Below are 21,804 nucleotides of genomic sequence, written 5' to 3' on the forward strand. Positions count from 1 at the left end.
CAGATATATTGCAACTGATTGGTATCTAAATTTTTCGCCCGAGCAAAATTCACCCCCTGTACTCGCGCCCCCGACGTGGCGGTTGGAGGTTGGGTGATAAACTGATCTGACTGAACAGGCACGGCTGTGGCAAACATAGCGCCAAAGAAATCCGTTCCGTTTACATTCGCCCCGCGTAAATCTACCGCACTCAAATTCGTATTTTGCAGCTTGGCATTTTGCAATTGAGCCTGACTCAAATTTGCCTTAACCAATTTTGTGGAACTCAAATCCGCATCCTGTAACTTCGCCTGAGTGAAATTAGCTCCCGATAAATCCGCCCCTTGCCAATTGGATTGGGTCAAATCCGCAAAGCTAAAATCTCCGCCAACGGCACTTACTTGACCGAGACTTCCCCCATGTAAATTGACCAGAGACGCCTTTACCTCGCCTAAATTCGCCCCGGTCAAGCTAGCATTTTCTAATACGGCTCCCGTTAAATCAGCACCAATCAGTTGAGCGCTGCTGAAGTTCGCGCCAATGAGATAGCTATCAGCTAAATTTGCCCGATTCAGAATTGCCCGGATCAAATTTGTGCGAGCCATCAAAACATTGTTTAAATTTGCGCCCGTTAAATCGGCTTCCTTGAGTTCAGCCCCACTTAAATCCGCAATCCAATCATCAAATGTACCCCAGCGTTGATCCGCACCCGCCCCATAAAAACGGCTGTTTTGGAAACTGCCCCCCGTTAAGATGGCGGAACGGAAATTAAGTCCGGCTAGGTCGAGGTTATCTAAAACTAAGGTAAATTGAACTGAACGGGTGTCCATTTGACTCAAGTCAGTGCGACTCAAATCAGTGTCGTGCAGTTCACTACTGTAGATGGTGAGAATTTTCGCGATCGCGCGATTGGTTGCCCGTTGTCGCAGGGCGACTAACTGCTGCTCTCCTGGCGTTCCCCGACGGGCTAATGTGTCTCGGTCATTTTGTAGCGCCTGATTCAATCGTTTTAGGGGAGGTAGGGCTTCGGCACCTTTACTGACTAAGGCTTGCTGTAAGGTATCAATCAGACTCGGTGTATTTTCCTGTCCCAATAAATCCACCAGAAACGGCACAGCACGGGGATCATCCAGCCTTGCCAGCGCCAGAATTGCCGCCTGTCGTTCTTCTAAGGCGGTGGCAGAGGTAGAACTCAACTGCTTAACCAGCGCTAGAAATACTTGGTTATTCTGTTGGTTAAATTCTCGCCAATTTGCCTGACGTTGAATATACACCTGAGTCCCGACAAAGGTCCCCAAAACCGATGCCATTCCCGCAAACGAGAGAATCAGCAAGGTGGCGCCAGGATGACGGCGCATCCACCCCCACAGATGGGGGGCTTGTCGAGATGAGGATTGGGAGGTGAGGACGATGGTGGTTACGGAGGGATGATTCGGCTGCTCATGGGTTGATGTTTCGCTACGTTGATGCCAGCCGTTGTCAAATTCTAGGGTAACGGAGTGATCTCGACCTGTCTGCCAGCCGTTGAATGAGCCGGATGCCAATCCCTGAGCCGCATTCACCACATAAGTACCTGCCATGCGATCGTGGAAGGCGCGGCGTCGTGAGTGAATCCAGCCACTGCCATGTTCTATGATTAGCATGACTCCCGCCAGTCCTAATAAGATGCCAAAGTCGGGAAATGCGCCCGTATACCGCCACAGCAAATAGGCTGTACCCAGGGGGAGTCCCCAGCGCCCGACTGCCTCACGCCAAACTGCCCGGATTAATCCCGGTGGTGTTCCCATTGGTGTCACCACCCGCAGCTTTAACCACTGTTTGGGCGTGGTTTGCCCCGTTTTCCCCAATTGATAAAGTTGCCAACTGACCACCACGACAGGCATAAAAATTGCCCCACACCAGAACAAATTCGTCAGGGGAGCAACCTGGCGATTTAATCGCGCTCGTGGATATGCCAGAGTTTTCGCGATCGCCTCTTCTGTCGCCGCGACGACAGGGTTGATAGGAACGGGTTCAGCCGGGGAATGGTCTTTGGCATACTCGCCGATACTGTAAGGAATGACCGCACTTGCCGTCACTAACGACACTTCCAGAACCACGGCTGCCAACCGCCGGGTCATCATCGGCAATGCCCGATTAAGTCGCAGTGAAAATGATCGACTAACCGTTTGATTATGGACTTGTTTTATGGTAGGGCTAGTCATGTTCAATTCTCACGCGACGCAGATAAAGGGTGGGCAACTATTGGGGAGACTTAGGGGTAATGAAAAATTTATACACTACATAGAGGATTATTCCCAATAGGGCAAGGCTAATTAACGAGGTAATCAGTTGGAAAACAGTCTTCAAGAGGGATAAACCCAAGCTGCCGCCGACAATCACCACAATAACTTTACCAACGGTAGGCAGGCTGTTAAACCAAGCACTGATTTGATTGAACCGTTGCTTCATCGGATAGGTATTATAGAAGGGCGGTTGAAAGGGATTGCCTACAGGCGTGGATTGGTCGTAGTCTCGATTCGGTTCCATCTGCCAAGAGAATTAGGGTGTAGAAATCAGGTTATATGTTTTGATTTTAGAGGTTTAAGCAAGGTTTCGGGCAATTCTTAGGGGTTAAGTGACCAGACGTGCCATTGGGCGTCTTTCCGGGGCGGGTTTCACGACTAATGTTTGTTTTATACGCTGATGTCACTAAACCCGCCCCCTCTCAATGATAAATTCCCTGTTCCCCGTTTCCTGTTCCCTGTTTAATAACAAATGACGAGTGACAAATAACAAACAGGAACAGAGTCGGTTTCGGCGGGTCTATTAATGTACGACGATGAGTTTAAGAAAAACTCAAACAATAGTGGAGCCTCAGATAATGAAACGACTCAAACAGTGGATAATTGTTCCAACCACCTTAGCGATGCTGCTAGCGAACGCAGGTTTGCTCCATAGTCAAACCGTGCAACGGTTAGCGCCAGGATTTAATACCCTGAAACTGCAAGGCACTTCGGCTCAAGGTAACAATTGCCAAGTGGGTAATATCCAACCGCAGTATACGATCACATTGGAACAAGACTTCGGTTCGTTGAACTTCAGCCTCCAAAGCGCTGGTCAATCGGCTTTAATCATTGAACCATTGAATTCAACAGGTGAACCCGTAGCAAGTGGTAGACAATGTGTGTTAGCCGCTGCGCCAGGGCAAACCGTTGAAGCACCGGGATATTGGGAAGAAGGCACTTACAAGATCTATATTGTCGATAGCACTGGAGGGCAAAGTTATACTCTCTCCATTAGTCAGTAGGTAGGACAAATGAAAGTTAACGGCTACTGAGCGTCATAATACTCGCTTCCCGAAAAGAAGCAAGCTACGTCTTATGTCAGGGTTTGAGGGACTTTACAGAAACTAATATCGTTGAGTGTATTTCCACTAACCTACTGAGTCGCCATGGCTTGAACCCGCTAAGCCTTATATCTGACAATGGACTTAATCCTCAAGCTGCTTTACTGAAACCTCTACGGCGTCTACATCAATCGTACCCGGCGGCGTCAAGCGGTTAAACTGACCCTGTTCGACTTTCAACAATTCGCCACAGTTGGGACAGCGACATTCGGTACGATTAAACCCAGTAAACTCGTAGGTACAGACGGGACATTTATCCTCAACCAGGTTACGCTGCAACCACCAGCGAAAGCCAATCCAGCCAATAACTGGTGCGAGGATGGCTAACCCAATCAGAATTAAGAATCCGTTGACCAGCCAGCCTAAGCCTACTGTTCCCAGTAGTAAAAATATGGCTAATAGGGTGAGCCAACAGCCCACGCCTGATAGGTTAAACTGAGCAAGTTTAGAATCGTACTGGTTCACGGTACTTGGAAAGAAACTGACTATCTCCATCCTAGTTCACATCAGGTTTAACCTGAGAGGTTCATACCAACAAGGTTTTAAGTGCTGATCACTTCTGGTGATACAGATTGACCTAAGCGGGGTTCAGTACCGGCGAGTAGGCGCTGAATATTGGCTCGATGTCGTAATATAACATATAGCCCCGCCATAACCCCAAAGATCTGGTAAGGCAACGGTTGGGCTAAGACTATCATCAAAACAGCCACCGCGATCGCAGCCGCAATAGAACCCAGAGAAACAAACCGCGAGAAACTGACGACCCCAATAAAGATTACCAATACACTCAACGCTACGAACCAAGACATAGCCAATAAGACGCCCAATCCTGTGGCGGCAGATTTTCCGCCGGTAAAGTTAATCCATATTGATTTGCTGTGACCCACCATAGCCACCAAGGCGACGACAGCCACCAACCAAGGTTTCCAGGTATCTGGTATCACGGATGTTCCCGTTAGAGAAAAGAAGCCATGCACCAAAGCAACAGCACCAACTCCTTTAGCCGCGTCAATTAGTAAAACAACTAAAGCCGGAACTTTTCCCAGGTTTCTCAAAACATTGGTCGCCCCCGTTGATCCCGAACCGATTTCCCGAATATCAATTCCTTTAACCAGACGTCCTGCCAAATATCCAGTTGGAATTGAGCCAAGTAAGTAAGCACTGATCAGCAGTAGCCCAATCCAACTCAACTCACGCATCATTGTTTTAAACCCTCCACAATTAAAAATCTAGGGGAGATAGTTACTTTATCTATTTATTGGAACATCTCCCCTAGCCGATTTTATATGGGAGCGTGTGACACGGGTAAGGGCATGGCAGGAAAATCGTAACATTTGTTACCTATATAGCGCTACGCGCTAGTGCAACGGGCATAAAAATACTTGAGCAGCTTCGTAGATACGATGAAGCAGGGGGAGATACAGCTCTTTGCGCTGTAATAAAGTACAGTAGATCAAAGTCCCCCTTTTGATCCCCCTCTTCCCTTTTGATCCCCCTCTTCCCTTTTGATCCCCCTTCCGTCCCCCTTCAAAAGGGGGAGACCAGAGGATGCTTCGCGTTTGTTGCACGGGGAGACCAGCGGATGCTTCGCTTTTTGTTCCATTATTAGTAATTACTCATTTGCTGAGGATCGGGAGCAAAGGCTAACCAGAGAGGAAATTGCAGAATTGAAAGACTAATCTGGTCTTCTGTTTCATCGACAATAATTAAAGGAAGTTGCTTCTGGGTCATTAAGCGATCGGCTTTTTGCACGAGGGCGGATGCTTCCTCAAATAAAACGACCCCCCGTTCTGGACCAAAATCACTGCGGGCAATACCCAGACAATCCTGCAATCCTCTGCGCCACTCTCCTAGCCGTTCAGGGGTATTGGCAAGAACCAAGGTTCGTAGTCTATCACCGTAAAGCGTCCGCATAACAGACATCACGGCGGAGGCGACCAAAATATTTTGCAAGCGGCTACCGATAGTGCGAATCGCCCCACGCCCCCCTTGACTAAAAAACCAATTGGACACTCGCTCCGCATGAATTGGCTCAAACGTGCGACGCAATTGCCAAGGCGGACCATAATAATCTGGCATTTTGCGGTATTGGTCAATAATGTCCCGAATTTGCTGGATCTGATCCTGAAACGCCTGTTCAGCAAATTTGGGTGTAGGAGAAGAAACTGGCGGCTGAGGTTCATCCATCCTAGGTTGGGAAAATTCTGCCGTCGGTTCGGCTAATTCTAACTCTTCCGCCGCCACAACCAAGTCTTGTAAACTGCCAACCAAATAGTCTTTAAAACCCTGCACCCGAATTGCCAATTCTTGAGATACCCCAGCAAATGTGGTTCGCATTTCCGTGCGAATGCGTTCTCGGCGGCGTTCTAGTTGTTCCACAGAAATTAAAAGGGCTTGCTTGCGCTGCTCTAATTCGCTTAACCCCTCTTGGAGCATTTGTTGGATGGTGGCTTGGGTTTTGGTTAACTGGTCAGATAAAATCTGATTTTGGCTGGCTTGTAGTTGGGCAATTTTTTGCCTCAACTGTTGTTCTTGCGCCTCAAGATCCGCGATCGTTTGAGTTAAATTCGCGACGGTTTCCTGTTGGTTTCTTGATGGTGTCATCTGATTATCATCTGGCGCAGGTAAGTCTAAAGCATTTGAAGTGTCAGCTTGGGGTTGTGTCACGTCAGATTGGTTAGATGAATTGGTTAACGGCTCAGAGCTTTCGGTTTCGGGTTTTTGCTCTGGAGATTTTTCATCAAATTCCTCAGAGATTGGTTGTTGTTCTAAATTGGATTCTTGGGTTTGTGGTTCGTCTGAATTCATTGAATAATTAATATCTGATAATGATTTATACTCCCAACCCCTAAACGGTGGGATTATTCTCAAGGGCAAGTTACCGGGCAAGAGAGCCTTGGGTACAAGGTGTTCTCAAGCCTCAGCGTTAGATTTCAGCAAGGCATATCGGAAAGTAGTCTCAAATCTGGGGACAGCGCTCCTCTAAGCAAAGTTTAAGCTGTTTGGGATCAAATAAAATTGGCAAGAAGTGGATGCTATTAACTTCCTTGAAATAGAAAAGGATTGGAAAAGATGACCAGAAGATCCGCCAATTTGACCAGTCTTTATACGGAAAACGGCGAATTAGAGTCTGGGAACGATAGACATCCAATGCGGTTTCTGTAAATTGCAGACGGATAGTTACCGCTTGAATCATTAAAAATAACCCGAAAAGAGCAATGAGTAAACCGACCCAAATTTGGAGCAGCACAATAGGTATACTCGCCAGAACCAATACCAACGGTATAGCGTAGCTAGGGGCAAGTTCGATGGTTTGGCTTGATGACGATGAAGAAGTAGCAGAGGTCACTTGAGTAAATTTCCGTTATTTATCAACACAATCAATCTATTTTAATATACCCCTGATTACAGAACCGCACTGCCTGTGCCTTGGAACATCAGCCACGACAAAAAAAAGTTAGTGATGAAAATTGCGAGTAAAGCCGTGACGACTGCCGTTGTCGTGGATTGACCGACTCCTTTGGCTCCACCACTAGTGGTTAATCCCCAGCTACAGCCAATGACGGCTATCAGCATCCCAAACACAGCAGCTTTAATCATCGCCGTAAACAAATCCCAGATTCCCAAGAAATTCCGGGCGGAATCCAGAAAGACAGATTGAGGAATATTGTAAAGATTAACAGCAATCAATACGCCGCCCGTCATACCGAGAATAATTGAGAGAATTGTCAATAACGGCAGCATTAGAATGCAGGCAATGACACGAGGGATGACCAAATAATCAATGGGATCAGTTTTGAGCATATAAAGTGCATCAATTTGTTCAGTCACGCGCATCGTGCCAATCTCAGCCGCAAACGCTGAACCCACTCGTCCGGCAATCACCACAGCCGTTAACACAGGCGCAAGTTCCCGGCTCAATGCCAGTGCCAAAACCCCTCCAATGGCTGTAGTTGCGCCAAAGTTAATAAATTCTCGCGTTACCTGAATTGTAAACACGGCACCGATAAAAGTAGCTGTGATCAGGGCAATGGTGAGTGAATCCGGACCAACAACTGCCATTTGATCCAGGGTATTGCGTCGGTAGATTTTGCCACCGAGAAGATGAACGATGACTTGACCGCCTAATAGAATGGCAGCTAGCAAGCGCTGGAGCCATAATCCTAAGCTAGAACTGGAGGGGGTTTCACTCATTCGTCATTCGTCATTTGTCATTCGTCATTTGTCATTTGTCATTTGTCATTTGTCCTTTGTCCTTTGTTGTTTTGGAATGGGTTGATACGTCCTTTGTTAGAAAGTGTATTGGTTAGCCAGCGTGAGCAAAAAAGCATCGGACTATCTGCTCTCATTTGATTCCACACGGAAACGTTCTACAGAATTGAGTAGATCTCGTGCCACACCAACTAAGTTTTGTAAGGCACTGGATACCCGTTGGGCTTCCTGAGAGGTTTCTTGGGCAGTTAGTTCAACCGATTGCATCACTTGGGCAACAGCACGGGATGTTTCGGTTTGCTCCACCGTATCCGCTTTAATTGCCCGCACCAGCGCATCAATGCGATTGGACACTTGAATAATATCTTCCAATGCTTGTTTGGCTTGCTCTGCCCGTTTGGTTCCATCAATAACCTGCTGGGTGCCTTCTTCCATCGCCGTCATCACCGAACCGGTTTCGCTTTGAATCTGCATGACGATTTGCTCAATTTCTTTGAGTGCCTTGGCTGAACGGTCTGCCAGTTGCCGCACTTCATCGGCAACGACGGCAAACCCTCGACCCGCCTCTCCCGCTCGAGCTGCCTCGATACTGGCATTGAGTGCTAACAGATTGGTTCGGGATGCAATTGTGGAAATTACGGCGACAATCTTGGAAATTTCCTGGGAAGATTCAGCCAATCGCTTGACTTTTCGGGTGGTTTCTGCTACTGTTTCACGTATTTGCAGGATACCTGCCACCGTATGTTCTACCGCGTGACCACCTCTGTGGGCGACATCCGCCGCGGTGTGGGCAACTTCCTCGGCTTCCCGGGCGGCTTCAGCGACTCGTTGAATGGAGTCGGTCATCACCTGAACGGAGTTGAGGGTAACTGCCAGTTCCTCGGCTTGGCGCAAGGCGTCATTGGATAAACTGCCGGCAAATGCCGCGCTTTCAGTCGAACCCTTGGTCACTTTACGGGCGGCATCTTTTACTTGTTGAACGATTTCCCGCAGATTTTGGATGGTTAGGTTAAAGGAGTCAGCCACTGCCCCCAAAACGTCGGCTGTTACTTCAGCTTGTACCGTCAAGTCCCCGCGTGCAGCTCCTTCAACATCATCTAGCAATCGAATTACCTGGCGTTGCAGGTCTTCTTTGGCTTGCTCTTGTTCTTCGGCTTTTCGGGTGGCTTCGCTGGTGGTGGTTAGGATCACTCGCGCCATCTGATTGAAACCTGAAGCCAGTTGACCGAGTTCTCCCTCGGAGTAGATCGGGACACTGACATTCAGATTCCCCTGAGCAACGGCATCAAACTGGGTTTGTAAATCCACTGTGACTTGTTGAATCTGGCGAGTGGTGATCCGACCCAGAAACAGGGTAATGCCAAAACTAGCCGCAAATGCTGCACCACTGGCTAAAGCATGGGCAAATTTGAGATTCGCGATCGCGGGTTGAGCTTGCCCTTCTGGTACTGAACTTCGGGCAGCAATACTTTGTGCCGAAAAACTAACTAAGGCAACGACAAAAGCGGAAGCAATCCCAGCCGCAAACGAGATAATCCACTGTTTATGATGGAGGGAAGCATTTTCAAAGGGAGCCAGCCACCCTTGATCAACACTAACGATAGGTTCATGTCCCCCCTCTTTAGCTTGACTAAAAACTGGGAGTTGTTCAGTTGAGCCACCAATACTGAAAATTTCTTCATCACTATCAACTGAGCGATACTCCTGAGCCGATTGCTGGTGAGCCGCTACCCTATCTCGGACGGCATCGCCATTTTCGCTAACTCCCTCACTTTCGCCACCTGCTGGTATGACTCCGCTGTTACTTAAAACATCAAAATCTGATTCACTCGCGCCCGACTCAGCTAATTCATCCTGATCGTCTATGGCGAAATCGGGAAGAGAGCCTAAATCATCTTCAAATACATCAAAAGCGTCTAAAAAGTCTTTGTCCGTTTCAAGTTCTGAGAAGTTCTCAGCATCAGCCTCAGCAACTTCATCTATAGGGAATGAGTCATTGCCGAAAGCATCGTCAAAGTTCTCAAAGTCGAAGTGATCATCGGGAGCGTTAAATCCATTTTGATCGAAGTCTGATTCATCCTGAGTGTACTCCTGGCTTTCAAATGCTTCAATCGCCTCATCCGTCTCCTCAACCGAATAGTCAAACCCATCGGTATCCGTTGGTAAACTTTCCCCCAACTCTCCTGAATCCATCAGTAGGGTTTCATCTTCATAAACGGGGTGGTCTTGATATGACTCATCAATCGATTCATCATGCCAATCCTCCATTTCCTGATCAACGTCCGATAAGTCTTTATCTAAATGGGATTCTGACTCATAAGAGGGTGGACTCTGCTCCTGAGCATCTTCAAATTCAAGGGCGCTACCAGGAGGCATGACAAATGTTGCCGCCGTATCATCCTCAGACTCCGCTGAAAAGTCCTCAAAGTGATCCTGATAATCTGCCTCGCTAAAGGAGGTATCATTTAAATCAAAATCACTTGCTGATTCCTCAACGTTTTCCTGATAATCTGCCTCGCTAAAGGGGGTGTCATTTAGATCAAAATCACTCGATGATTCATAATCTTCATAGTCTACCTCAGCAAAGGGGTTGTCATTTAGATCAAAATCACTCGATGACTCATAAAGATTGTCAACATCACCACTTTCTTCGTCTAAACCGGGCAAGGCAAATGGATTGGATTCATCTACAGAACTTGGCTCGTCCGCCGTCTCTGATTCAATAGCTGAACTATCCAGGGGTTCGGCAAAGGGCGAAGATGAGGTTGAGTCAAAATCATCCTCTATTCCCACTTCATCCAAATCTAAAGCCCCTAAATCGAAATCCTCCGACTCATCAATAGACTCATCAATCACTTCCGAGTCTTGCCAGGTTTCTAATGTAGGTATCTCATTCAAATCGTCGGTTTCATCAATATCGTGGCAATTGTTATCGAAGTCCTCTGGGGATGGGGGTGAATCGACAGAATCGAATTCACTGGACAATTGATTAGCATCTTCTAGACCTTTATGGGCATATTCGATAAAATCAGGTTCAGACGTTAAATTAAGAACTTGCTCATAGTGTTCCCGTGCTTGATCGTACTGCTGTAGACCATAGCAACAGATATGACCCTTAAGTAACAAAGCACTTGGATCATCGGGATACTCTTCAATCAACCGACTAATAAGATCTGAAGCTTCTTGGTATTTACCTTGTGCGTAAGCCGTTTGTGCTTGTGTATATTCCTGAACGTAATCTGTACTTGATGCCATTGACCTCCTCCCTTTGCTCACCAGAAAAAAGTAACAAACAAAAGGTTGCTCTCTTTTTCCTTTCTTTTACTGTTCATTCATGCTGCCCACCGCGCTGCTCGTAGAATTGCCACCTGATCGAGAAGTCGTAAAAATTGATTAGACTCTGGATCTAATAACCACTCTCCTTTTAAAAAAGGTGCCATCGTATCAGGAACATTCATTGCCATTTGTAATTGCTCCACATCTAACCAATCCATGTCCACAATTCGCTCCACTGCTAAACCGAGCATTGTATCTTGATCTTCGATGGCAATGACGGGAATTTCTGATCGGTCTGTATTGACCGGGATCGCATCTCCCAGAAATTGACCCAGATCACCAACCCATATAACCCGACCTCGCATATTGATCGTCCCCAATAATAAGGGGGAAGCATTAGGGATAGGGGTGATCTGGTTGGGAGATGGCTCAAGCACTTCTTTGATCCCAGTCGCTGGCAAAGCAAATTCCATACCAGAAGGGACGTAAAATCGCAAGTGTAATTCACCCTCAGGACTTTCTAGTTCTTGCAATTCTGGGGCTTGATCTTGACCAGTATCTGTTAAAAAATCCGGATTTCCAACCATTCGCAGCTAGAGTCTTAACTATATTTATGACCTGAGTAGCTGTTTGACTGTGCCAATCAACTCGGTGGGCTGAAAGGGCTTGGCGATGTAAGCATCTGCCCCTTGCTTCATTCCCCAATATCGATCAAATTCTTCGCCTTTTGAAGAACACATGACCACGGGTACATTTTGGGTTTTGGGATCAGCCTTTAAACGACGACAGACCTCGTACCCATTCATACGAGGCATAACAATATCCAATACCACTACATCAGGACGAGACTGCAGAATATGTTCTAAGGCTTCCACTCCATCGCTTGCCACAGAGACCGTCAACCCACTGCCTTTGAGGAGGTCTGAGATCATCTGTCGCTGTGCCAAACTGTCTTCTACAACCAAAACTGTACTCATAACCCCCTACCTGACTTGCCAATGAGCGCACGAATTTTGAACGTGAACTGAGCTGTATCGTTGAGCTATACCGTTAAACATAGATAGAGTAATGATTAATGTATCCTTTATGGTAGCTTCATCCTGAACTGATCCCTTTCTCTATTGTGACAGGCTTAACTGCGAAATGGAGCAGGGCGTATCGCTGTATGAGTCTATGAGGTGATTGTAGCGGAAGAATTACCTTCCTGGGTGTTAGATGATGATCGCTGTTGTTAAGCCGATGCTGATTTAGTAATATCGGTTGCCTTGACCTCCTCCTCTAGGACTTGGCGGGAACTATCGAAACCGATTTTTTCCGGATCTCCCGGACCTACGTATTTCTCCAATAACATCAACAGCTCACTAGCTCCAAACGGTTTAGTCAAATAGTCCGTTGAGCCTACCATGCGAGCTCTGACACGGTCAATAAAGCCATCTTTGCCCGTCAGCATAATGATTGGAGTTTGTCGAAATGTCGTCGATTGTCGCAACATGCCACACAGTTCATATCCATCGAGTTGGGGCATGACTAAATCACAGAGAATTAGAGCCGGTTTGATTTGGAAGAGTAAGCTCAGAGCTTTGAGGGGATTTTGAATTGCTGTTACTTGATATCCTTGGGCTTGCAGCATATACTCGACGGTTTTGCCCACTGCCTTGTCATCATCAATACAGACTACAGAGGGTGCATACTCTGCCCAGTTGGATTCCCAAGGTTGTCGAACGGCGAGGGTTTGTTGAGGTGCTGACGCCAGCAATTGAATCCAACCCCTTTGGATATAGGGGTAAATGGCTCGGGTGACAGTCAGGATGTCACGATTGAGATAGCGAGCCATCTGTCGCAGGGAATTCTTGCCATTTGCCCACCGTTGGAGGGTTCTAAATGCATTCTCCGGTAATGTTGCCTTTAATTTAGTTTCATCTGTAATCAGTGGGCATTGATTGGGGGATTGGATATGGGGATGAAACTGCTTCCACTCCTGGACTTGCTTCATAATCTTGGTCACTAGGGGGGCAATTTCTAAGGTGGTGAGTTGGGGCGCTAAGGCTGGACCTACCTCGAAGACAAAATATCCATTGTGGAGGCTCAATAGGTCAAATAGGGTTTCATGTACCATACTGTGGAGAATGCTGCGCCCTTGAGCTGGCGTGATAATATGGTTTTCTAGCAACGCCCAAAGATAGCCATATTCGGGAGCATTGGTCGAAGCAATCGACGGTTCTTCGATGTCATCCAAAGCGGCTTCAGCTCGATAGCGACGCAGGTAATCACGCAGTCGTGACAAACTGTGGTCACTGTTTGCCGCATAAGCAATTTGTCCGTTGAGAAAAAAAACAAACCAAAATGGTCCAGGACAACGGGGTGGGGTCGCGAGGTGAGAGCGTCCCTGGATAAATTGATGAGTCACATCACTACCAGGATTATTGGTGTGGAAGCTTTGCGCCTCAACTAAAAGTTCTCCTGTGCGCTGACCCAGTTCGATCAGTTGCAGGATACTGCGGATATCAATTTCATTTAACGTTCCCTGCATTTTAAGGAAAATGTACTCCTAAAACCTTGCGTTCAATGCTGAGGCGCGAATGGTCTGTTGGGTTACCAAGTTGCCTGTCATCTTAACCTCAACCCCAACTTGATGCTTTACCACCACCGCTGACTGACCTTGTTAAGATATCATCCAATTAGGTGGGAATGGATCGTTTAACGGATGTGTTTCAACAGAGCAATTTGAACTTTAAATTTAACTTTGCTCAATAGAGCCATTGAAATTTATAGAAGAAGAGTCAATCAAAACCTCCATGTATTCAGTATAATTGAGGACTCTACTTGCTGTAACACCTCCTGCGCTTTGTGGGCTAAACGCCCACTCGCTTTGAGGAGGGGTAATCCTGGCGACTCTGGTTGAAGCTAAAATTTTATAGCCAATGGAGTAGGATCGAGCAAAAAGCTGGTGTCTGTACCAGCCAAGGACTTATAATCTCTCATAGAAATTCATAACTAATTGTAATACAGCCAAAGTCATGCATCGAGAATGGCTTCGTTAAATAAACTTCAACTACCCCGCGCGACTGACATAGAGCGCGAAGATAGTGAGGAACAGGGGTTCAATCAGCCAAGGCTACTCTGTTCCTAGCTTACCTAAACTTGCCCTTTAAGGAAGGTTGAGTTGGAGACGTGACACTAGCAATAGTCCAAGACACGGCTACCTCTGTCACTTCCTAAAAGCTAGCATTGTAGACAAAGCTGCTCGGTCTATAAATCAGGGTTAGCTCTGAGAACATCAGGAGCAGTGCGACCAGCAACCCAATCAACTAAGATTTAGTTCAGGTTGGCTTAGTCAAGAATTGGGCACAAGACAAGTAAAGAGGACGATCAGTGTGCTGTATCTAGCAGAAGTCAAAAAGCAGAAAACTGGCCCTTTTGGCGGCAGTAAGACCGAACTCAAACTGCTGGCTTGTCAGCGGAATGATCAGAGTTGGAGTGCTGTCCCAGGTGATGAAATCATCCCAGGAGACGAAGCCGGTGGCATGAGCGATGGGGCTTTGGCAATTGTCAATGTCAGTAACAATCGGATTCAAGGTGAAGTTGAGCCAGCCGGGACGAGACTGGCGAGCATCTTACAAAATTTTTCTCGTCTGTTGGACAAGGCGAAAAGTCAAGAAGAAGAAATTGAACAGTGGAAACAGTCCTTGACGTATCAAAGTCAAGAACTCAACCGCCGCGAGATGGAAATGGAAGCGCGGTTGGAACAGATGCAAGCCATGGAGGAAGAGGCTGAACAAATCGATCAGCAGCGTCAAGACCTGGAAAGTACGAAAGAGGAAACTGAACGCCTCAGAGAGGAGTTTGATCGAAAACAACAGGAACTTGAAGGCGCTTGGGAACATTTGCGCGGTGAACAGCGGCGTTGGGATGAGCAAAAAGAACAGCTGCAACAAACTTCGGGTTTAAGTGAGGAAGATGTTGCGGCGATGCAGGAGTTGCTCGATCGCCTATCGACGGCTGTCGCTCCTACAGATACTGTGCGGGAACAGTTGAATCAAGCGTTTGACATCATTGATCAACAGCAGTCAGAACTGGATAGTGACTGGCAAAAACTAGACAATCAGCGCCAACAAGCAGAGCAACGCCAAACCGAAATTGACGAGCAAGCTGAGGACATTCACCAGCGTCAGCAAGAATTAGAGCAGGTGCAAAGCTCATTTGAAGAGGCACAAGCGGAATTGAAGGTGCAGCGGAATGCTTGGGAGATGAAGCAGGAATCGGTACATCTACTCAGCCTGCAACTTCAAACTCACCAAGAGTTACATCAAGAACTTGCTCGTTTAGCAACCAGTTCAGCCGATGTCAAAATTAGTCAAGAGGTTGACATTCAAGCGCTGGAAAATATGCCCCTAGGTGAACTCCAGGAAATCGTGCAAAATTTACAGCAAGATTTGGAGAGAGTGGTGCGCTTTGTCAACGACCAGGAAGAGGAACTCACATTCCAGCGCCAAGCGGTTGAAGAACTGCAAGATAAAATTAATAATGCGAGTGAGTACGATCGCATTAGTTTGGAAAGTGAGCTAGCCGACGAGCAAGACCGCTACCAAATGTTGGATGAAACCCTCGTCGGTCAACGCCGCAACCTGCGGGAGAGGGAAGAGATTTTCAATCAGCATAATCGAGTCTTACGCCGTCGTCAGGGGATTAGTGAAGGGGGTAGCACCGATACCCATAAAATCGACCTCGGTCCTGTCTTAAACCAGCTTGAGGAACAGCGACAACAGCAGGAAAGCGAACTGGAAAAACTGGAAAACCAAGTTGAGCAAATGCGCCAAAGCATTAGCCAAGCCGAGGAAATGCTTGCCCAGCAAGAAAGTGAGCAAGATACCAAACGCTCCGAGTTACAAAACTTAGAAGAAAACTGGCACTCGATGAAACAGGAAGTCGCTGAACTGTGGAGTCAAGTGAATCTGTATCAAGAACTCTTACCGCCCAAGCAAGAGGCTCTGAATCAAATTCGCCAGATCCTCGACGCGATCGCCCAAGCCCTGAATCAAATTCAGGAAGTTGGCGATTATCAACTCCAAGCAATTTCGGAGATGCGGCAAACGGTTGATGGTATGGTCGAATCACCGGAACTGGCGGCTTCCTAGAAGAGGCAGAGGGCAGAAAGCAGAAGGCAGAAGGGCCGGATAACGGTTCAGACGTCCAAGATATGAAAACTCCCTCAGCTTCCCCTACTCCCCCTGACTATTTCGCCAAACAATCCAGTCCCCTTCAACTTGAGCGCTGGCTCCTCCGGGAAAGGATGAGGTGCGAGAGCGATTGGGCGCATCAATTAAAGCCGTAATCGCTTCAATTTGCTCAAAATTGGCAGCCGTCGGTTGCACAATCGTCAGAAACTGCCGAATCGCACGACGTTGTAGGGCGAGAGGGGCTTGTCGCAAGATTAAGCGGTTGAGTTTGGGTTCATGTTCACTCCTAGAACCCATAGCTTGTTCTCGTAGCGATCGCGCCGCCGTCTCTAAATACTCCACATCAGCGCGTAACAGTTCCGCTGTATGACCCAGAGCAGTTTCCACCCTCGGATTAAAATGAGTTTTTAGATAAGGCAGTACCTCTTGGCGAATACGATTGCGAGCATAGCGGAGATCTTGATTATAGGCATCCAGCCAAACCGGAAGGTGCTGTTGCTCCACAAACTCCCCCGTTTCCCTACGGGTAACCTCTAGCAACGGGCGCACAAGCTGTACCCCATCTACCAGAGGACGTTGCCAGGTCAGGGATTGGAGACCATCAACTCCCGTACCTCGAATTAGATTATACAAAACCGTTTCCGCGCGATCGCTCTGGGTGTGAGCCGTGACTACATATTGAAATTGATAGGTTTGGGCAATCTTACCGAGTGCCTGATAACGCCATTGTCGCGCCGCTCCCTCACTTTGAGTCACTTGATCGGCAATTTCCAGATAAAAAGGAATCGCCCAACTCTGAGCCACTTGTTTAATGTGATCTGCCAGCCCCTTATCTGCGGGCCAACGGTGATCACAATGGGCGATCGCTAATTTCCATTTCCACTTCGCCTGCAAATCTAAAAGCAGTTTCATTAAACAGAGGGAATCTTGTCCCCCCGATACCGCCACCAAAACAGGACGACTTGGCGCTAATAGCTGCCTTTGCTGTAGCGTTTGATCAAGACGGGCGTGAAGTAGCGTCCAATCTGAACGTTTAGACATTCGTTATTTGTCATTCGTCCTTCGTCATTCGTCCTTTGTTGAGGAAATCGCTTCCCCAGCTTCCCCTGCTTCCCCAACTCCCCCTGCTCCCTCATTTCCACCAACCTACTGAACGTTACTGATTACTTTGCCACCCTTCTTGACTCATTTCTTCCCAAACATCATCAAGAAGCGAGTCTGTCTCATTGTCCTCCTCTTCCTCTTCCTCTAAGGAGGAAAAACCGCCTAAATCAAACTCATCTTCATCTTCATCACTAGCAGAGGTTTGCTCAAAATCGAGTTCCTCATCACTTTCTGTGGCAATTGCTCCCAAATCTAGCAACTCGTCGTCGTTGCTGGTGCTTTCCTCTTCCATCTCCAACTCTTCTTCGATGCTGCTGGAGAGTTGATCAAATTCATCATCAAAGCTAGCTGATGCATCATCCTCCTCAGCAGAGAGTTCCTCTAAGTCACTCTCAAAGCTGACAGGTGACTCTTCCTCCTCCTCGATAGAGAGTTCTTCTAAGTCATCACCAAAGCTGACAGGTGACTCTTCTTCTCCGGGAGACATTTGCTCGAAGTCACTCTCAAAGCTAACAGGTGGCTCTTCCTTCTCACCAGGAGACATTTCCTCGAAATCACTCTCAAAGCTGACCGATGGCTCTTCCTCCTCATCGGTAGAGAGTTCCTCGAAGTCACTCTCAAAGCTAACAGGTGGCTCCTCTTCTTCTAGTTCCTCCATCTGAAAGCTTGTTCCCTGATCTATCTGATCATAGATGTCACCGAGGTTGTCTTGCTGTTGATACTCATCGCTGAAGGCAGATAATTCATAGTCATGATCTGCCTCATCCAAACTCATTGATGGCTGCTCTAAATCGAGTTCCTCATCCATGGTGGGTGAGTCGTCTGGCACAGGGAACTCATCCTCATGCTCATCCTTTGCACTGACTGATTCTACTGGCGTCTTATCCTCAGCCACCTGAGGACAAAATTCCAAATTGATTCTCACCTTGCCCTTTTGCCACCCACCAGCACTAAATCGCAAGACTTCACAGGAGATACCCTCCTCACTAAACCAGGCATTTTTGTCTTGAGTCCATTCGCTCAACCCATGCTCAAGCTGCGTTTTGATCGCGTCCGCCAATTCGCCTACTCGGAAGGTATGATGCCCAATTAAGATTTGCGCTGATTCGTCAACGGATAAGACTTCACCACTAGCGAGTGGCTCAAACTGATTATCTACGCCCATTTTCCCCGATTAACGTTCTACTTGTGTGCTTAATCATGATTTACAAATTGGGTCATTCCCTGGATCACCTGGATCACTAGGAGTAAGCGATTTGGTCGTCGCGTTGATTAGTCCTGGAATACCTAGAAGAACCAGCCGTAGGAATGTAATCCTTTACCCAATAGATTCACCCCAAGATAACAAATCCAGACTACAACAAATCCTGTTGCCGCTAAAATTGCAGGTCGGCGTCCTTGCCACCCTCGGGTAATGCGAGCATGAAGGTACGCGGCAAACACTAGCCAGGTAATTAATGCCCAGGTTTCTTTTGGGTCCCAACTCCAATAGGAACCCCATGCCTCATTTGCCCAAACTGCACCGGCAATAATGCCAATCGTCAGCAACGGAAATCCTAGCCCGATAATCCGATAGCTAATATTATCTAACGTATCCGCTAAGTTGAGGCGTTGGGGAGAAAGGGTGGGGGTGCTAGCCAACTCGGATGCGGAGGATGGCGTCGAGGTGACAGCCTCCAGAACGGCTGTACTTGTCGAACCTGACGTGTCTTGCCAACTCATCGCCATTGCCCCATTATCACCACTACCCTGGGGCTGAAGGTTATCCTGATTCCGTTTAAGCTGATAGGAAGCCGTCCCCGTGGAGTCTTGTTTACGGCGAAAGCCACCTGTACCTACCGAACTTCCGCGCAGCTCAACGTTTTGACCCCGAGTCACGACTAAAAAGGCGATCGCTAATAGTGATCCCACCATTAATGTGGCGTAACTGAGCATCATCACGCTGACGTGCATCATTAGCCAGTTGGATTTCAGCGCCGGAACTAACGGTTCCGCCTGTTGCATATCAGATGGTAGTGACAGGGCGGCAAAGGCGGTAATTCCCATGGCGACAGGGGAAGTAACCACGCCCACCCAACGACTCGCGCTCATTTTTTCCGCCACCAGATGCATCGCGGTGATCCCCCAGGCTAAGAAAAAGAGCGATTCATAGAGATTGCTCAAAGGGAAATACCCAGCACTCAGCCAACGGGCACCGAGTAAGGCTGCAATACACAGGTTGGCGATAATCATACCCGTTCCACCCAAGGTGGGCAGATAGGGGATGTTCTTGAATGCTGCACCAACCCAATACAGCAGCATGGTAACTAGGAGAACTGCAAATGAAATATTATCTAAGCTGTTTTGGAGTGAAACTAGATCCATAAATACGCTTCTCGACTTAATCGTTTGGACATGAATTGCCGCGTTTCTATTATCCTATCGGGATTGCCGCTTTTCACGAGAGCCGAAAAACATTATCATAACGATTTTCTGGATTGTTGGGGATGGGGAGCCGGGGAAGCTGGGGGAGATGGGGAAGCTGGGGGAGCTGGGGAAGCCATGTAGAGACTCCTCATGCTACGTCTCTTAGCAGGGGGAGCAGGGGAAGATGGGGGAGATGGGGGAGATGTGAGAAAACGTCAAGGAGAGGGTATCGGAGAAGAAGGCACCGGAACTGGATTGGACGGTAGTATCGTTTTTAGCTTGACAAATAAGTCAAAACGTGTATTTCGCTGATCTGCCCCGGCTGTCGTCAAACCGATCGCGCGGATTGCCTGCATCATCTGATCAAGTTGAGAGGGAAGTTGAGGCAAATTTAAATTATCTCGATTTAAGAGACGCTCCACCTCAATGTAAACTTGACCATTGTGAGGACTAGGTTTGGTGGGTACGATTTGCTGAAACAGTGGTGTTTGAGTCAAGGGGGCTTGGGGTTGAGGAACAATGGCATCAGCAATGGGTGCGCCGAAGGTGAGAAATGCGATATTTCCTTCTAACCAGCCGTGGGTAGCGGTAATGCCTCCTAGGGGAGATGTCCACCGTACCACTGGTTGATTATTAAGTTGGGTGTTTTCCACCGTCAACTGATAGCGAGTTTCCATCACTTGATCAAGCTGCTGGAATGCTTTTTCTGTAGCCGCGCGATCGCTCGATAGAATCATTACGGTGATACCTGCGCCTAACGTTGGTGGCGGCTGGTTTTCGGGGGGAACCAGCAACTCCTCAGTCGCGGGGATGAGGGCGATTACCCATTCACCTGCCATCCAGGGTAATAAATCCTCTTGTACATCTACGCCCAGAGTTGTCTGTATCCCGGCACTCAGATTCGCTGGGGGAATGGGGATCAGGGGATTAGAGGGGGCGTTTTGGGCGTAACTGTTCCATAATTGGGCGAAATTACTACCACTCAGCATTAATCGGGTATTGGCAGGGAGGCGTCTGGGTAAACGACTACTGGTATTTTCTATGGGATAGGCATTTTGGCTATTCGGTTTCAGCCAAGACATACCGCGAAAACGTATCCCATCCGACTCCAAGGAAATACTCGTCACCAGCCCTTGCTGGGGTTGCCTTTGAGCCAACTGTTCCGGCGGGAGCGATCGCGTGGAGTTGGCAGCAGCGGTGGCGGTGAACGCAGGTAGGTTTAAGTACACTTGAGCAAACGCCTGGGTGGTGTCAATTGTCGCTAAAGCCTCAATATATCCCGGCGTAGATGCCACAGATTTCACCCCTTTATAGGTGTCAATCACCTGTTCCATGGTTTGGGAATTTGACGTAACCACGACAAACCGTTCCAAAACAGTAACCGAATAGTTTTGGCTACTGGGCTTTTGGGTTTCGCGAATTTGAACCCCACGATAGGTTCTTTCGCCAAACTGAGTTACTTTCTGATACGTGGTTTTAGCCAAAATTTCTTTAGCGTGGGCGGGGTTATTAATGGGTAAGATGATTAAGTCGGGGAGTTTGATAAACGGTAGCGTGACAGGGGACGTTTGCTCCGGTTCCGTTTCTGGTGCAGATGTACTATCCCCCCGATAGGCAATCATCACCGTTTCACCTAACCACGGCTGGATATCTTCCTCGTAGTCGTAGCCGTTGTCTGTTAGCAGGTTTTTCTCAAGCTGGGCGAGTTGTCTGACTAACGCCGCTAGAGTGTTGGGTGTGCCATATCGCTGCAATTGTCGCCATTTACCGCTGTCTGTAGACACTAAGGCTGTGATCAGGGTATCTTGAGGAACGAGTTTTGCCCCCACTGGTGCTTTTGCCAGCCAGAGATTGTGTTGTACGAACAGAGAATAGGCGATGACACTCCCGCTGATTAGAACAACAATTGTTGCTAATGTTAGCCGTAGGAAGAGTTTATTTTTTTTTAGCATGAATATTCGTTATTTGTCATTTGTCTTATGTCATTCGTCATTGGTAAAGAGATAAATATAAAGGCTTGGATTTTATGCAGCAAGCCCTAAATAAATTAATCCTATTAGTAGCGAGCAAGATGCAAAGCCTGCGGCATGGCTTCGCTAAACGCACTACAATAATTTTGTTGGTATTGACAATAACCTTTAAATTACGAACAACTTAACTTTGGAACTTTGGGAGAATACCAATAATTTGACTAAACTCATTCTGTCTTAAGTAGGTGGGGACAATTAAAGTTAACGGTGGGGAACTCGCTTTCGCGAGAAG

At 47.6% G+C, this 21,804-nt stretch carries 18 protein-coding genes; 3 read left to right on the top strand and 15 right to left on the bottom strand.

From position 1 onward, the window contains the following. A partial coding sequence (locus ACLFWI_RS08570) for a pentapeptide repeat-containing protein (RefSeq protein WP_446412593.1) occupies positions 1–2,183 on the bottom strand: 2,183 nt, incomplete at its 3' end. A gap of 37 nt (positions 2,184–2,220) precedes the next feature. Continuing rightward, entirely contained in the window at positions 2,221–2,508 is a 288-nt protein-coding gene (locus ACLFWI_RS08575) for a hypothetical protein (RefSeq protein WP_446412594.1), read from the bottom strand. A 334-nt stretch (positions 2,509–2,842) separates the two neighbouring features. On the opposite strand from ACLFWI_RS08575, the gene ACLFWI_RS08580 reads away from it, so the two are divergent. After that, on the top strand, positions 2,843–3,268 hold the full coding sequence (locus ACLFWI_RS08580) for a hypothetical protein (protein WP_446412595.1): 426 nt from the start codon (positions 2,843–2,845) through the stop codon (positions 3,266–3,268). A gap of 183 nt (positions 3,269–3,451) precedes the next feature. On the opposite strand, the gene ACLFWI_RS08585 is transcribed toward ACLFWI_RS08580, so the two are convergent. The 9 genes from ACLFWI_RS08585 to ACLFWI_RS08625 all read right to left on the bottom strand — a co-directional run bounded on the left by ACLFWI_RS08585 (position 3,452) and on the right by ACLFWI_RS08625 (position 13,385). Then, a complete protein-coding gene (locus ACLFWI_RS08585) occupies positions 3,452–3,832 on the bottom strand; it encodes a hypothetical protein (protein WP_446409680.1) in 381 nt (126 codons plus the stop codon). A gap of 77 nt (positions 3,833–3,909) precedes the next feature. Next, the gene (plsY, locus tag ACLFWI_RS08590) at positions 3,910–4,569 is read right to left on the bottom strand and encodes a glycerol-3-phosphate 1-O-acyltransferase PlsY (RefSeq protein WP_446412596.1); all 660 of its coding nucleotides are present in this window, start codon (positions 4,567–4,569) and stop codon (positions 3,910–3,912) included. Between the two features lie 403 nt (positions 4,570–4,972). Continuing rightward, entirely contained in the window at positions 4,973–6,175 is a 1,203-nt protein-coding gene (locus tag ACLFWI_RS08595; RefSeq protein ID WP_446412597.1) for a DUF3086 domain-containing protein, read from the bottom strand. Between the two features lie 151 nt (positions 6,176–6,326). After that, positions 6,327–6,716, bottom strand: a complete 390-nt coding sequence (locus tag ACLFWI_RS08600) for a DUF3119 family protein (RefSeq protein WP_446412598.1) — start codon at positions 6,714–6,716, stop codon at positions 6,327–6,329. 56 nt (positions 6,717–6,772) lie between these two features. Next, entirely contained in the window at positions 6,773–7,561 is a 789-nt protein-coding gene (locus ACLFWI_RS08605) for an MlaE family lipid ABC transporter permease subunit (RefSeq protein ID WP_446412599.1), read from the bottom strand. A gap of 141 nt (positions 7,562–7,702) precedes the next feature. Further along, positions 7,703–10,834: a methyl-accepting chemotaxis protein gene (locus tag ACLFWI_RS08610; protein ID WP_446412600.1), complete on the bottom strand. Its 3,132-nt coding sequence runs from the start codon at positions 10,832–10,834 to the stop codon at positions 7,703–7,705. A gap of 77 nt (positions 10,835–10,911) precedes the next feature. Beyond that, positions 10,912–11,442: a chemotaxis protein CheW gene (locus tag ACLFWI_RS08615; protein ID WP_446378666.1), complete on the bottom strand. Its 531-nt coding sequence runs from the start codon at positions 11,440–11,442 to the stop codon at positions 10,912–10,914. A gap of 24 nt (positions 11,443–11,466) precedes the next feature. After that, positions 11,467–11,832, bottom strand: a complete 366-nt coding sequence (locus ACLFWI_RS08620; RefSeq protein ID WP_006099778.1) for a response regulator transcription factor — start codon at positions 11,830–11,832, stop codon at positions 11,467–11,469. 254 nt (positions 11,833–12,086) lie between these two features. Beyond that, positions 12,087–13,385, bottom strand: a complete 1,299-nt coding sequence (locus tag ACLFWI_RS08625) for a response regulator (RefSeq protein WP_446412601.1) — start codon at positions 13,383–13,385, stop codon at positions 12,087–12,089. Positions 13,386–14,229: 844 nt separating this feature from the next. Here ACLFWI_RS08625 and hmpF point away from each other — a divergent pair. Then, the gene (gene hmpF / locus ACLFWI_RS08630) at positions 14,230–15,990 is read left to right on the top strand and encodes a pilus motility taxis protein HmpF (protein ID WP_446412602.1); all 1,761 of its coding nucleotides are present in this window, start codon (positions 14,230–14,232) and stop codon (positions 15,988–15,990) included. Between the two features lie 84 nt (positions 15,991–16,074). Here hmpF and tilS read toward each other — a convergent pair whose 3' ends face one another. The 3 genes from tilS to ccsB form a co-directional block, all read right to left on the bottom strand. Beyond that, complete coding sequence (gene tilS / locus ACLFWI_RS08635) at positions 16,075–17,073, bottom strand: tRNA lysidine(34) synthetase TilS (protein WP_446412603.1); 999 nt, start codon at positions 17,071–17,073, stop codon at positions 16,075–16,077. A 115-nt stretch (positions 17,074–17,188) separates the two neighbouring features. After that, positions 17,189–18,301: a KGK domain-containing protein gene (locus ACLFWI_RS08640; protein ID WP_446412604.1), complete on the bottom strand. Its 1,113-nt coding sequence runs from the start codon at positions 18,299–18,301 to the stop codon at positions 17,189–17,191. 122 nt (positions 18,302–18,423) lie between these two features. Further along, positions 18,424–19,500, bottom strand: coding sequence for a c-type cytochrome biogenesis protein CcsB (ccsB, locus tag ACLFWI_RS08645; RefSeq protein ID WP_446412605.1), 1,077 nt, complete (start codon positions 19,498–19,500; stop codon positions 18,424–18,426). 30 nt (positions 19,501–19,530) lie between these two features. Here ccsB and ACLFWI_RS08650 point away from each other — a divergent pair, with 30 nt between their 5' ends. Further along, positions 19,531–19,683 carry a hypothetical protein gene (locus tag ACLFWI_RS08650; RefSeq protein ID WP_446412606.1) on the top strand — a complete coding sequence of 51 codons (153 nt, stop codon included), beginning with the start codon at positions 19,531–19,533 and terminating at the stop codon, positions 19,681–19,683. A gap of 74 nt (positions 19,684–19,757) precedes the next feature. Here ACLFWI_RS08650 and ACLFWI_RS08655 read toward each other — a convergent pair whose 3' ends face one another. Then, on the bottom strand, positions 19,758–21,494 hold the full coding sequence (locus ACLFWI_RS08655; protein WP_446412607.1) for a DUF3352 domain-containing protein: 1,737 nt from the start codon (positions 21,492–21,494) through the stop codon (positions 19,758–19,760). Between the last annotated feature and the right edge of the window lie 310 nt (positions 21,495–21,804).

Origin of the sequence: Coleofasciculus sp. (assembly GCF_046539235.1) — a bacterium.
Lineage (GTDB): Bacteria > Cyanobacteriota > Cyanobacteriia > Cyanobacteriales > Coleofasciculaceae > Coleofasciculus.